This window comes from Thermomicrobiales bacterium (genome assembly GCA_023954495.1).
Taxonomy (GTDB): domain Bacteria; phylum Chloroflexota; class Chloroflexia; order Thermomicrobiales; family CFX8; genus JAMLIA01.
In genome coordinates this window covers 17739-31880 of the sequence record JAMLIA010000033.1, presented here as the reverse complement: position 1 = coordinate 31880, position 14142 = coordinate 17739, and the positions used below count along the sequence as shown (strand labels likewise).

Annotated in this window: 10 protein-coding genes and 1 pseudogene; 5 read left to right on the top strand and 6 right to left on the bottom strand. The window is 64.1% G+C overall.

Translation table 11 applies throughout. The features are described 5' to 3' along the window. Positions 1–570, bottom strand: a 570-nt coding sequence (locus M9890_08345; protein MCO5176960.1) for an ABC transporter substrate-binding protein, incomplete at its 3' end; no start/stop codon positions are given. Between the two features lie 532 nt (positions 571–1102). On the opposite strand from M9890_08345, the pseudogene trpS reads away from it, so the two are divergent. Beyond that, positions 1103–2139, top strand: a pseudogene (gene trpS / locus M9890_08340) (tryptophan--tRNA ligase). Positions 2140–2178: 39 nt separating this feature from the next. Here the strand turns inward: trpS and M9890_08335 are convergent. Both M9890_08335 and M9890_08330 read right to left on the bottom strand, forming a co-directional pair. After that, complete coding sequence (locus tag M9890_08335; GenBank protein MCO5176959.1) at positions 2179–2802, bottom strand: class I SAM-dependent methyltransferase; 624 nt, start codon at positions 2800–2802, stop codon at positions 2179–2181. A gap of 63 nt (positions 2803–2865) precedes the next feature. After that, a complete protein-coding gene (locus tag M9890_08330) occupies positions 2866–3471 on the bottom strand; it encodes a TetR/AcrR family transcriptional regulator (protein ID MCO5176958.1) in 606 nt (201 codons plus the stop codon). Positions 3472–3579: 108 nt separating this feature from the next. Here M9890_08330 and M9890_08325 point away from each other — a divergent pair, with 108 nt between their 5' ends. Further along, complete coding sequence (locus M9890_08325) at positions 3580–4569, top strand: ATP-binding cassette domain-containing protein (protein ID MCO5176957.1); 990 nt, start codon at positions 3580–3582, stop codon at positions 4567–4569. Further along, positions 4566–5387: an ABC transporter permease gene (locus M9890_08320; protein MCO5176956.1), complete on the top strand. Its 822-nt coding sequence runs from the start codon at positions 4566–4568 to the stop codon at positions 5385–5387. The genes M9890_08325 and M9890_08320 overlap by 4 nt, the downstream gene beginning before the upstream one ends. A gap of 154 nt (positions 5388–5541) precedes the next feature. On the opposite strand, the gene M9890_08315 is transcribed toward M9890_08320, so the two are convergent. Next, positions 5542–7431, bottom strand: coding sequence for an ABC transporter transmembrane domain-containing protein (locus M9890_08315; GenBank protein MCO5176955.1), 1890 nt, complete (start codon positions 7429–7431; stop codon positions 5542–5544). Continuing rightward, positions 7428–9251 carry an ABC transporter ATP-binding protein/permease gene (locus tag M9890_08310; GenBank protein ID MCO5176954.1) on the bottom strand — a complete coding sequence of 608 codons (1824 nt, stop codon included), beginning with the start codon at positions 9249–9251 and terminating at the stop codon, positions 7428–7430. Before M9890_08310 ends, M9890_08315 begins: the two co-directional genes overlap by 4 nt. 186 nt (positions 9252–9437) lie before the next feature. Between M9890_08310 and M9890_08305 the strand changes: the two genes are divergently transcribed. Further along, positions 9438–12389: a hypothetical protein gene (locus tag M9890_08305; protein ID MCO5176953.1), complete on the top strand. Its 2952-nt coding sequence runs from the start codon at positions 9438–9440 to the stop codon at positions 12387–12389. A 119-nt stretch (positions 12390–12508) separates the two neighbouring features. Continuing rightward, complete coding sequence (locus M9890_08300) at positions 12509–13141, top strand: hypothetical protein (protein ID MCO5176952.1); 633 nt, start codon at positions 12509–12511, stop codon at positions 13139–13141. 55 nt (positions 13142–13196) lie between these two features. Here the strand turns inward: M9890_08300 and M9890_08295 are convergent, their stop codons facing one another. Further along, positions 13197–14138 (bottom strand): ABC transporter permease, encoded by a 942-nt coding sequence (locus tag M9890_08295; protein ID MCO5176951.1) that lies wholly within the window; start codon positions 14136–14138, stop codon positions 13197–13199. Positions 14139–14142 lie beyond the last annotated feature (4 nt).

Below are 14142 nucleotides of genomic sequence, written 5' to 3'. Positions count from 1 at the left end.
CGGATCGTGTTTGCCACCGATCGCCGTTGCGCCAACCGGATACTTCTGGAACTGCGCCATCACGTAGGTCACGGGAATACCGGCAGCGCGAGCAGGGATAAGCCCATCGCCGCTGGTCACAGCAAAGTCGATGCTGCCGCTGCCGAGCTGAGCCAGCAGGTCCGGGTTCGGCCCCTGCTGCACCTCTACATCAAAGCCAGCGTCTTCATAGTAGCCATTGTCGATGGCCACGTAGTACGGCGCAAACTGCACGTTCGGCACGAAGCCTAGCGCCAGCGTGACCTTGACCTTCTCGCCAGTGTCTTCGCTACCGGAGCCCTCTGGAGTCGCAGCCGATGTCGGAGACGTTGCCGCCTCAGCGCTCGTTGGTGATGCTTCCGCAGTCGTGGCAGTCGCCTGGGCTTCTTCCTCAGTCGGGCCGGCGGCGGTCGTCGCAGTGCTCTCGGCGGCCGTCGGGTTCGTTGCGGCGCTGGCCGTCGCAGTCGGCGTTGGGTCTGATGAGGAGCCGCATGCAGAGAGCAGGACTCCAAAGCTTATGAGTACGACAAGCAGGATGTACCGGTAGCGCATAGTCCCCCCAACGATGTTTGGCCGATGCTCGCTTCCGCGATGCAAGCGGGGCGCATCGTAGCACGATACCCACATTTGGGAATACCCGAATTGAATTGTGAACATTGTCTTACGACAGAGCCTTCGTACATTGACTACGTTCCGGCTGGTTGCTAAGATGGCCGAAAAGGTCAATCGTCCGAACGACGGTGAACGGAACAAGTACGCGCTCAGTCCTGACGCAGCGAGCCGACGGTTGGTGAGAGGTCGGTGTCCACGCGGGCGCGGAATGGCTCCGGGAGTTGCGCTCCGAACCAGGGAGTTCCCCAACAGTAGGCAGCGCCGGTATCTCCCCCGTTAGCAGGGAGCAGGATCGACGGGACATGTGGGTCCCGCATCCGAGAGGTGGGTCAGCCCGCAAGGGAGGGCCAAACCGGGTGGTACCGCGGAGCGCGCCAGACGCCTTCGTCCCGATTGGGGGCGAGGGCTTTTTGTTGTTCTGCTGCACGTCGGCGAGGGCCGACGCCGGATGACGGAAGGATCACACACGAGCATGGTAGTTGAGACACAGCCGCGGCCGGCAGCGACCGCGCAGGACACAACCCGCAAGCGCGTCTTCTCGGGCATTCAGCCCAGCGGCGCGGTCACAATTGGAAACTATCTCGGCGCGATTCGGCGCTGGGTCATTCAGCAGCATCAGCATCAGAGCATCCACGCGATCGTCAACCTGCACGCGATGACCCAGGTGTACGACGCGCCGGACCTGCGCCAGCGCACGCTGGATCTGGCCGCCGTCCTGATCGCCTGCGGCATCGACCCGGAGAAGGCGATCCCAGCCTGCGCAAGGCGATGTGCCGGAGCACACCGAGCTGACCTGGGTGCTGGCGAGCACAGACGATGTTCGGCGAGCTGAATCGGATGACGCAGTTCAAGGACAAGGGACGCGGCGACGAGCGCGCCGGTGCCGGCCTGTTCTTCTATCCGGTGCTGATGGCCGCCGACATCCTGCTCTACGACACCAACTCGGTGCCGGTCGGCGAGGATCAGCGCCAGCATCTGGAGCTGACCCGTGACGTTGCCGAGCGCTTCAATGCCAAGTTCGGCGAGACGTTCGTCATTCCCGAGGCGGATATTCAGGCTGAGGGTGCCCGGATCATGAGCCTGGACGATCCGACCAGGAAGATGAGCAAGTCGGGAGCGCCCGGCTCGTACATCGCCTTCCAGGACACACCGAGCGAGATCCGCAAGAAGATCATGCGCGCTGTGACCGACTCAGGTTCGGAAATCGTCTATCGCGAGGACAAGCCCGCTATCACCAACCTGCTGACGATCTACTCGCAGTTCAGCGACGAGCCGATCGCGGCGCTGGAGGAGCGCTATGCCGGGGCCGGCTACGGGACGTTCAAGAAGGATCTGGCTGATGTCGTCGTCAGCCACATGGAGCCGATCCAGCAGCGACTGGCCGAGCTGGCTGCCGATCCGGGCGAGCTGCTGCGTATCCTCGATCGTGGCACCGAGCGCGCACGCGAAATCGCGACACCGAAGATGGAGCGTGTTCGCGAAGTGACCGGCATCACGCTGTTCCACTAGCCCAATCCGAATGGGCCGCGCGGCTCTCGTGCGGTCCGTTCAACCCCGCCGATCGAGCCGGAACCAGTGCGGATCATCGCGGCGAGCCGAGTCCGGCAAACCGGCAGTATCGAACGCCAACTCCTCTACCACCGTCCAGGCTGGGTAGAGCGTCTCGATCTCACGGCGATCCATGCCATCCGGCAACATCCCACGGCTGCGCGGCGACAGTGCGTACATCAGGATCGTCGCGTTGGGCGCAGCAACGGCATCGATCAGCTGAGCAGCGGCAACGCGCGCATCGGCGTCAAGACCGTGGATTGTCCCGAAATCGAGGATCAGTCGATATCCACGACCAAGACCGAGATCTTCGGTTGATGACTTGGTTATGTCGCCTTGTATGAAGCGCGCCTCGACACCGACCTCAGCCGCCCGACGCTGTGCCGCCTTCACGCCGCGTGCGACAAGCTCGATCCCGGTCACCTGCCAGCCTCGCTGCGCCAGCTGCACAGACCAGACGCCGGTGCCGCTGCCGATATCCAGCGCCGCGCCGTGGGGAGGCTGCCGCTCGCGCTCGACACGATCCAGCATGGCAAGCGCCTGCTGCGCCGCCGGCAGCGTTTCGAGTCGCTCCCAGGGGGTGAAACCGAAGCGATATGCGGTCTTGTAGAAGCGCGCGCTCACCACGGTCTCCATTCGCGACAGCAACGACGATGCAGTTGCTGAGCCATGCGCTACCGCGCTCGCCTACTCTCGCGGCAGGACACCAAGAAGGAACAGGTCAACCATCTGCTCAGCATCGCCGGGATGCGGCTGAACGTGTTGATGGTGGTTGTGGAACAGACCCAGCAGCATTGCGGTGAGCAACCGTGACGCGAGGCCAACATTGACCGGACGTATCTGTCCAGACGCAATAGAGCGTTCCAGCAGATTCGCCAGGGCGACGTCCGGCTCGGGATGTTCGGTGAAAATGGCGTTGCGTACGTCGGCCGACAGATATCGCTCAACATCATTGAGGATAAGCCAGGGCACGCGATCGGTCGCCATCGTTTCCGCGAATGCGGTTATGTGTAGCAACGTATCGCGCAATGGCCCTTCCTGCTCGGTGCAGGCGATCAAGCCGCCCCAGAATTCATTGACCGCACGCCGGATGATTTCGGCAAACAGGTCTTCCTTGCTGCGGAAATGGTAATACAGCGCCGCCTTGGTAATGCCGGACGCGTCAGCGATCTGCTGCATTGAAACATCCGCAAAACCACGCGCCAGGAACTGTTCGCGCGCTTCGGCGATGATCCGCTCCCGGGCAGCGCCGCGCGGTGGAACCGCAACACCATCTGCAGAAGGGCTTGACAAGATTGCCACCTCGTACTAACTTACTTACCGGTCAGTTAGTTCTTACCGTCCGGTTAGTTAGCATTGTAGCATGCCGGCCCGACCGAACCGGCACGAAAGGACCCAGTGATGCCCAGCCACGCCCCCGCCATCGTTGCCCGCGAACTGACCAAGCGCTTCGGCTCAACGCGCGCGCTCGATGGTGTCAACCTTTCCGCCGAGCAGGGCACGATCCTCGGCATTCTCGGCCCTAACGGCGCAGGCAAGACGACAACCGTCCGCATCCTCACGACACTACTGCGGCCCGACGCGGGCGAAGCGTTCGTCGCCGGTGTCGATGTCCTGCATGATCCCGATACCGTCCGCCGTCGGATCGGCCTGGCCGGGCAATACGCCTCGGTCGATGAGCTGATCTCCGGTCGCGAGAACCTGACGATGGTCGGACGCCTCTTCCACCTGCCGCGCCAGGAAGCCCACCGTCGTGCCGACGAACTGCTTGAGCGATTCGACCTCGTTGATGCCGCCGACCGACCGGTCAAGACCTACTCCGGCGGCATGCGGCGACGCCTCGACCTCGCCGCCAGCCTGATCCCAAACGCCCCGGTCCTGTTCCTCGACGAGCCGACGACCGGGCTCGATCCGCGTAGCCGTCTGGAGTTGTGGGGCATCATCCGCGAGCAGACGGACAAGGGCGGCACGGTGCTCCTGACGACGCAGTACCTCGACGAGGCCGATCAGCTGGCCGACAACATCATCGTCATCGACCGCGGTCAGGTCATCGCCAGCGGTTCGGCTGATGAGCTGAAGGATCAGGTCAGCAACAGCCGCCTGGACGTCACGGTCGCCGAATCCTCCGATATCGGCGCAGTTGCCCGCATCGTCGAGAGCTACGGCAGTGGCACTGCGCACGTCGACCTGCCACGACGGCTCGTCAGTCTCGCGATCGTCACACGTCCGGGCCTGATCCAGTCACTCGTCCGTGATCTGGATGAACTCAGCATTGAGGTCGATAACATCCATCTCCGCCGTCCAACGCTCGACGACGTCTTCCTGGCCCTCACCGGCGAGGTGACCACGAACGACGATGATGACAAGACCAACTCGGAGGCCGCCGCATGAGTGCAACCGCCCCTGCCATCTCCGCCACAGCACAGATACCAAGCCACAGCAAGCTCTACTGGGCTATTGCCGACACACTCGTCATCGCACGACGGCACATCCTGCACATCCCGCAGACACCCGAGCAGCTCTTCTCGGCGACGCTCCAGCCAATCATGTTCATCCTGCTGTTCGTCTATTGCCTCGGTGGCGCGATCAACGTGCCCGGCATCTCCTACGTCGACTTTCTGATGGCCGGTATCTTCGTCCAGACGATCGTGATGGAGGGCATGACCGGCGCGATGGGTCTGGCAACCGACCTGAAGCGCGGCATCATCGACCGCTTCCGCACATTGCCGATGAGCCCGGTCGCCGTCCTGGCAGGACCGATCCTGTCGGACATCGTTCGTAACCTGCTGGCAATCGTCGTCATGGTCGCAATGGGTCTGCTAGTCGGATTCCGCCCGACGGCTGGCCCACTGGAGTGGGTCGGCGCAGTCGGCATGTTGCTCCTGGCTGGCGTGGCCGTGTCGTGGATCGGGACCGTTGTGGCGCTACTGATCCGCGATCCCGAGGCGGTGCAGATGATGGCGTTCGTCGTCCTGCTGCCGTTGTCGTTCGCCAGCAGCGCGTTCGTGCCGATCGAATCGATGCCGTCATGGCTACAGCCGATCGTGCGCCATCAGCCCGTAACCGTCATCGTCACGACCATTCGCGGCCTGCTGATCGACCAGCCCATCGGCAGCGCCGGCTGGCAAGCCCTCGCCTGGTGCGCCGCCATCACCGCCGTCTGCCTGCCAGTGTCGGTGATGCTGTATCGGAGGGTGCAGTCGGCGTAGGAACCCCACCCCCCACCCCCTCCCCTTCGAAGGGAGGGGGTGTCCTGTAACTGGCGTGTTTGGCTGCCGTTTGGCTATTGACATCGCATGCTTCGCACTTCAACACCCCTCTCCCCGCGTTGGGAGAGGGGTGTCCTGTATCTGGCGCGTTTGGCTACCAATTCAAAACGGCACCTAACCTCATCGTCCGGCACCCCTCTCCCAACGTTGGGAGAGGGGGCGAGAGGCGTGAGGGCCGCCTCAGTCCGCCGCCACCTCGGCGGCTTCCTCGTCGCGGAATTGCTGGCGGTAGAGGGCGGCGTATGCGCCGTCGGCGGTGAGCAGCTCGGCGTGGCTGCCACGTTCGATGATCTGGCCGTTGTCGATGACGAGGATGAGATCGGCTGTGCGGATTGTGCTGAGGCGGTGGGCGATGACGATGCTGGTGCGTCCGGCCATGAGTGTCGCCAGCGCCTGCTGAATCAGGCGCTCGGTGCGTGTGTCGACGTTGCTGGTCGCCTCGTCGAGGATGAGGATGCGCGGGTCGGACAGGATCGCGCGCGCGAAGGTCGGCAGTTGACGCTGGCCGTGACTGATGCTGCCGCCACCCTCGCCGAGTTGCGTGTCGTAGCCCTCTGGGAGTGCCGTGATGAACCGCGCCGCGCCGGTAGCTTCGGCGGCAGCTTCGATGTCCGCACGAGATCGCGTCGAGGTCGTCCGCCCAGGCAATGTTGTCGGCAACAGAACCGGCAAACAGGAACAGCTCCTGGAGGACGACTGCTACACCGGCGCGCAGGCTATCGCGGGTGATCTCGCGGACATCGTGACCGTCGATCCGCACCGCGCCGTCGTCCACGTCGTAGAAGCGTGGGATCAGATTGGCGATCGTCGTCTTACCTGCACCCGTTTTGCCGACCAGCGCCAATGTCTGGCCTGGCGCGACGGTGAAGCTGACATTGCGCAGGACATCGTGGCCAGGTTCGTAGGCGAAGCGGACATTGCGGAACTCAATCTCGCCGCGCATGTCGTCCAGGCGTGTGGCAGTCGACATATCGGCCGGCTCCATCGGCTCATCGGTCATGACGTAGATACGCTCGGCGCCGGCCAATCCGGCCTGCACCTGTGCGTACATCGTGGAGAGCATCTGCAGCGGTCGGAAGAACTGCTGCACGTAGAGCACAAACGACGTCAGGACGCCGATCTTGAGATTGCCCTGCACGACCTGATAGCCGCCGTAGGCAATGACGACGGCGGTCGCGATCGTCGAGAGTACGTCGATGGCCGGGGCGAACGCTGATGACACGCCGACCGCCTGGACGTTGGCATCGCGATTCGCAGCGTTACGGGCGCGGAAGCGGCTGATGTTCTGGTCGGTGCGGTTGAACGCCTGCGCCTCGCGAACACCGGCAATCTCCTCCTGCAAGCCTGCTGTCACATCTCCGGTCGTCTCGCGCGCCTTGCGATAGACGACGCGGGCACGGCGACCGAAGTAGGATGTCGTCAGCAGCATGATCGGGATGACGGCGAAGCTGACGAGCGCGAGGCGGACATCGAGCAGCAGCATCGCGATGATGACGCCGGTGAGCGCGAAGAGCGAGCCTATCGTCTGTGACAGGATCTGCGAGAAGAACTGATTGAGCGTCTCAACATCGTTGATGACGCGGCTCATCAGGTCGCCAGTCGGCTGCCGATCGAAGAAGCGCAGCGGCGCGCGCAGGAAGCGGCTGAACAGTCGCTCGCGCAGGTCAGCCAGCAACGATTGCCCGATGACGCCAACGACGCGGATTTGGCCGCGCATGGCCAGCGCGCCCAGGAGGTAGAGTCCGAGCAGCGGGAGCATCAGCAGCGCCAGCTTGCGGCTGTCGCCGGTGAGCATGGCATCGTCGACCGCCCGGCCGATCAGCCACGGGTCACCGGCCTGCGCGACCGCGCTCATCAGAACTAGCAGCAGCACCAACAACCACTGGCGGAAAAACGGCCGCATCTCGCCAATCAGGCGGCGGGCTACTGCGCGCTGGTCGGCTGCATTTTCGTGATCCGCGAATGATTCGAGCCCTGGCCTCACTGGCCACCTCCGGCCACTGGCGATGCTATCTGGCGGTCGTCGATGAGCTGCGACTGGATGATCTCGTTGTAGATCGGGCTATCCTCCAGCAGCTCGGCGTGCGTGCCACGGGCGACGATCCTGCCGCCATCGAGAACGACGATCAGGTCGGCGTCGCGCACGGTGCTGATACGCTGGGCGATGACAACGACGGTTCGCCCTCCGGCACGCATCAGGCGATCGAGCGCGTCCTGAATCGCGGCCTCGGTGCGCGTATCGACGGACGACGTGCTGTCATCGAGGATGAGGATGCGCGGATCAACGAGCAGCGCGCGGGCGATGGCGATGCGCTGGCGTTGCCCGCCGGACAGGCCCAGCCCGCGCTCCCCAACGACAGTGTTGTAGCCGTCCTCCAGCTCGTCGATGAACTCGGCGGCCTGGGCGGCGTGAGCGGCAGACTCAATCTCAGCGTCGGATGCGTCTGGGCGGCCATAGGCGATGTTGTCGCGGATCGTCCCGGAGAACAGCAGTGTCTCCTGCATGACGATACCGATCTGGCCGCGCAGGCTGGCGAGTGTCACCTCACGCACATCGTTGCCGTCGATCAGGACGGCCCCGGCGCTGACGTCGTAGAAGCGCGAGATGAGGCTGACCAGGCTGCTCTTACCGGAGCCGGTCGTGCCGATGATCGCGGCGGTCTGGCCCGGCTCGATCGTCAGGTCGATGCCACTGAGCGTTTCCTGCTCAGCACCCGGATAGCGAAAGTGGACGCCACGGAACTCGATGCGACCCGCAATCTGCGGCAGGACACGCGCATCCGGACGCTCGGCGAGGTCGTCCGGCTCGTCGAGCACGTCGAAGACACGCAGTGCTGAAGCCTGCGCACGCGAGATCGTCGCCATCTGGAATCCAATGGTCAGGATCGGAAAGAGCAGATAGTTGAGATATGCCGTGAACGCGATCAGCTCGCCAACGGTCAGGCTGCCGCCGATCACTTCGCGCCCGCCGTACCAGACGACGGCCAGCATGCCGAGGTTCGCCGTCAGAAAGATGAGCGGAAAGTTGTTGCCGAATGCGTTGAGCGCCTCGACGTTACGCCCCAGCAGATCGCGGTTCGCGGTGGCGTAGCGCTGCTCCTCGCGGCGCTCCTGTCCGAAGACGCGGATCACGCGCATGCCGACGAGGTCTTCCTGCAGGACGGCGTTGAGCTTCCCAATGGCTGCCTGCAGCTTCCCGAAGACCGAGAAGACGGAACGGACAAAGTGCAGCAGGACAAGCAGGATGATCGGAATGGCCGCCAGCGCGATAAGCGCCAGCCGCCAGTTGATCAGCAGCAGCAGCGTCGTTGTTCCGAGCAGCATCAGCAGCGCGGAAGCAATCTGGATGACGCCCGCTCCGGCGAATTGCCGGATCTGCTCAACGTCGTTGGTGATCCGGCTAATGAGCTGACCGGCCTCGACGCGGTCGAAATAGGCGAACGACAGCCGCTCGATGCGAGCAAAGAGCGCTTCGCGGAGATCGTAGGCGACGCCCTGTGACGCGCGTTCGGAGAGATAGCCCTGCAGGAATGAGCCGAGTCCGCGGACGATTGCCAGGCCAACTAGCGCGAGCGCGGCCAGCACCACGATTGTGCTGTCGCTATGCTCGACACCGCGATCGACGGCGATGCGTAGAGCCTGAGGGACGGCCAGGTTCGCGAGCGACACGACAATGAGGGCGACGAACGCGCCGAGCGCGTCGAGCCGGTAGCGCCGCAGGTAGCCCAGGGAGCGCATGAGCGCGCGACCCGCCCCAGGCTCGAAAGACATGCGGCCCGGTCCGCCACCTTGTCGTTGCACCACCGCACTCCTTCGGGCCATGACCGACGCAGTAGGGCGATCCCATCGTCGCCATCCCATCTACGCCCAACGCAAGATGGTACCACCCGATTTCCGTGGCGCAGAACGTCGATGCCGGGCAGTAGACATGCGGGCCAATAGGTGTCACGCTGTCTGGGTCATACATCTCAACATACAGGAGGAGGCAGCATGGCCCTCATGTCTCCCGTCATTATTGGCGAGCTGTCTGTCTGTAGCACCAATGTCCGCGTAACCGGACAAGTCCTTGGTGCACGGGTCGATCTACTCGTCGATGGGAATCCCAATCCCGTCGGCGGCGGGCAGGTCGACTGGCCCGATCAGTGGTTCCCACTCAACCCTGGAGTTGCATTACAGCCGGGCCAACTCGTCCGTGCGCGGCAGCAGCGCCGAAACGATGTCAGTGCCGTATCGAGCATTCCCGCCACCGTTCAGGACCGCTCGTCGGAGCGTCCACAGTTTGCCGGCCCACTGGTCGCCTGCACCGATATCGCGGTGGTGGATCGCCTCGCGCCGGGCGCAACAGTCTCCATCACCGAGCCAAACGGCGCATTCCTCGGGAAAGAGACGGCCGCCGGCACACGCGCGGTCGTGCATCTGAACCGGACTGTCTATCTGGGTGAAGTTCTTGTCGCGATCGCCGATGCCTGCGGCGGAGTGGCGTCCCCACCGGTTGAGTCGCTGCCGGCCGAGTCGGTGCAGCGCGGACCGAACAACGAGCTGCCGACACCTGCTGTTGCACCACTATTCGCGTGCATGCGCGTGCTCCACTTCAGCAATCTCCAAGTCGGCGCGACACTTTCATTGGAGCGCAGCGACGGCACCTACACCTGGGAAATCACCGACAAGGAGTTGTTCGGACGGATCGACCCACCGATGCATGGCAACGAGGTAGTGTCGTTCTGGCAGGAGATGTCTGGTCGCGAATGCGAATCGCAGCCGAGCGAACGCGTCGAGGCGACGGTCGATCCCGGGCCGCCTCCAGCACCGTGGTTCGGTAGCCAGCCGTGCCCCGGATCGTTCAGGATCACCGCCCACGGGCTGGTGCCGTCGGCGACGGTCAAGCTCACATCGGGCGCGACAGAGCTCCTCGTCTTTGAAGCCGGCGCTGAGACGGAGGACATCGATCTGGCGGGGCTGACGCTCACGGCCGGTCAACGACTCAGCCTCGTGCAGGGTCTCTGCGATGTCTATGGGCCAGCCTCGGCAGTTCCGGCGATTGTCACGCAACCAGCCACAGATATCGAGCCGACGTTCCCAGAGCCGCTCATCGCCTGCGCAGGCGTCGTTCGCGTGTCGGGCGTGGCCGACGGCTCATTCGTGCAGGTCTATTCGCGGCAGTTGCAGGGCCGCATCGGTCACGCGTGGGCGACCGGACCAATCGTCGACGTACCGGTCTTCCCTCCGCTGCTGCACCCACTACACAGCGGTGAGCAGGACCGCATCCGCGCCGAGATTGGCGGCTGCGCGGCCGGGAGCGCCGAAGGTGAGGTCGACAACGAAGTCGATCTGCGGCGCTTCCGCGTCGAGACGCCGATCGACGCCGATCGCTCGGTGACCGTTGTTGACATCACACCGGGTGCTCTGGTGACGGTAAAGGTCAATGGTCGGATCTCCGGTGAGGTGTGGGTAGCGGCACAAGTCGCACGTATCGCCGTCAAGGATCCTTTGCGGGTCGAGCAGCGCGTGGATGTCACTGCGCGGCTCTGCGGCCAGCAACGCAACGCCGACACTGTCTATGTCCAGAATGGGCTGGAGCTACGCTGGACCCGACCGACCGATGGCGGTCTCGAAGTCGGTGGGGGCTACTTTATGGGTGGGCGGGTCCAGGCAGTCGCGTCATTGGGGCCAACGCCGGGAAGTCGACTGCTCGTCGGGACCGAGGAAAGCGGCCTCTGGACTGTCCAGTCCGGCGGGCCGTCGTTCCCGCTCAGCCTCGAATGGAGCGAAGCGCATGTCCGCAGCCTTACTCACGGCACCCGCGGCGACCATCACTTCTTCTGCGGCACGGCGAACGGGATGATGGAATCAGACCCAACCGCGACGCTGCCGCTGCTGACGTGGAGGCGGGTGAACGATCTCCCGGGGACAGGGCTCGTGCATCCTGGGGCGGCGATTAACGACATCCTGATCCTGCGAGGGCGCAATCTGATCGTCGTCGCGACCAACTCCGGCGTCTGGTGGTCGACGATTCCGGGCACGGCCGGCACTGGCTATACCTGGGCGACCGATCCGCTGGTGACGACCGGCAACATGTTGGCGCTGTGCGAAGGACCAAACGACGGGATCGTCTGTTACCGCGCCGGGTCGCCGGGTGGGGCGTTCTTTGTGGGATCGTGGACTGCTGGCGGGCTGCAATGGACGACGACAACGCCGGGCACGAGCGGACCGCCGGCCGACACGCGGCTGACGACCGTCGTCACACGCATGGCGAACGGGGCGCTCTCGTCCTGCGCGGGCGATCGCTCGCGGGTCTATGCGGCGGTCGAGGACGGCACGGACAATACCTGGCTGGCAGTCATGCGCTCGGACGACGGCGGGAGAACCTGGTCGATCCCCTACACCGATGCAGGGCTGGTCTACTTCAAGCCACCGGGTCTGGGTGGCACGATCGACATGGGCTATCAGGCCGAGCGCAACATGAAGGTCGCTGCGCATCCGACCAACCGCGATCTGGTGTTGCTGGCCGCTCGGCGCAGTGGCTTGCTCGGCTCGACCGATGCTGCGCAAACGTGGGATGCAACGCGCTGGCCGGGCGTCGTCGACAACACGTTCCACGCCGATTGCCTCAGTATCGCCTTCGACCGGTTTGACAGCGCCAACCAGACAGTCCTGGTCGGCAGCGACGGCGGCATCTTCGTCAGTCGGGATACCGGCAGCACCTGGGATACAACGTTCAATCAACGCTTCCCGACGTTGATGTTCGATGGCCGTGGTTCACCGGCTGCGCCTGCACTGAGCGCCAGTTCCGCATACCCGGGTGTTCTTGTCGGGGCGACGCAGGATAACGGCACGATGTACCTGAGCGGCGATGGCGAACCATGGCGCGAGCTGTTCGATGGCGGGGACGGCTTCCATGCTTCGTCACGCCCGACGTTGTGCTGCGCGGCGGCAACACGATGATGTCGACCTGAAGTGGTCGCGCTGGGACGGCGGCACCAAAGTTCCAGCGATCCGGTCCCCTCGAGCCACCCGGCTATCCGGCCGGCAGCCAAGTACATACCGATCATCGCGCGCGTGCCGTGGCCGAACTGAAAGACCCCGGCACCACGAATCTGATCGCAATCGCCGGAGACGATCCGGCTACCGGCGACGTTTACGGCATGTTCGATAAAGGATCGGCGACCAACCCGGCCAACGAACGCTTCTACTGGAAGAAGCTCGGCACCGTACCGTTCGACATTGGCGGCATCGCGACGACCGACGGTCGCTGGATCATCGTCAGCACCACCGGGCCGCACCTGTACCGCCTGGACGTGGCGACCGGCACCGTCGACGAGCTGCCGCTACCAGCCGGCCTGGGCAACGTCTACATCCGGCGCATTGTGCTGGCCGGCGGTGGGTTGGGCTTCTGCTTCGCCGGGCAACGCTTGCTACGCTCGACCAATTTGCTCAACTGGGAAGTCGTCAACGGACCAGCCGGCACGACGAATGAGGCGATCGCGATCGACCCCGCACGCGATCCGGTCGTGCTGCTTCTGGCTGGGCGGGGCGGTGCCTGGTTCAGCCGCGACAACGGCGACACCTGGCAGGCGACACGGGGACTACCAAAGCACACGCAGGCGAACCACCTGGAGGTCGTCGACTACGGCACCAGTCGGGTCGTCCACCTCGGCTCGTGGAACTGGTCGGCCTGGCGCGCGAATCTGACCTGAGACACAACGACAGGGTGGCGTAGTTACCACCCTGTCGCTTTCCGTGCGTGGAATGTCAGTCCGTCAGGCGCGGGTCCAGCGCATCCCGCAGGCCGTTACCAACCAGGTTGATGGCGAAGACGGTGAGGTAGATCGCCAGACCGGGCAGGAAGACAACCAGGATCGACTGCGTGTAGGAGAGTTGCGCCTGCGAGAGCATGTTGCCCCACGAGGCCGTCGGCGGCTGAACACCGAGACCAAGGTAGGACAGCGACGCCTCGACGGGGATTAGTGCCGGGACCGTCGGCGATGCCCAGACGATCACGACCGGCAGGACATTCGGCAGAATGTGCCGCCACATGATCCGGCGGTCGCCAACACCAACGACGCGCGCCGCCTCGATGTAATCGCGACCCTTGACCGACATCACCTCGCCACGAATAAGTCGCGACAACGTCACCCACGACACAGCCGCAATGACGAGTGCCAGCATGACCGGGCTGAGTGAGAACATCGACGCGACCAGCAGCAGCAGGAACAGCGTCGGGATCGACAGCATCATATCGACGAAACGCATCAGCAGCGTGTCAGTCAGGCCGCCATAGTAGCCGGCAACGACGCCCACGACTGCGCCAATCGTGATCGCAAAGAGCATCGCCAGGCCGGCGACGGCCAGGCTGACGCGCGCGCCGTAGACCAGGCGCGTGGCGGTATCGCGCCCAAGGTTGTCGGAACCGAGCAGGAAGCCATTTTCATTCAGGCCCGAGAACTTCAAGCGCAGATTCTGGGCGTTCGGCGTATGCCCGGTGATGTGCTTGGCGACCAGCGGCGCGGCCAGCGCAATGAGGATCATCAGGATAACGAACAGCAGCCCAACCATCGCCATCCTGTTATGGCGAAAGCGCCGCCAGGCCATGCCGAGATAGGTACGCGGCTTGCCAACTGATTCGAATGTCGAGCGAGACGCCGCCGTGGCCCCGCTTGTTGTGGTGTCCGGAGTGGATTCGACCGAGCTCACTCGT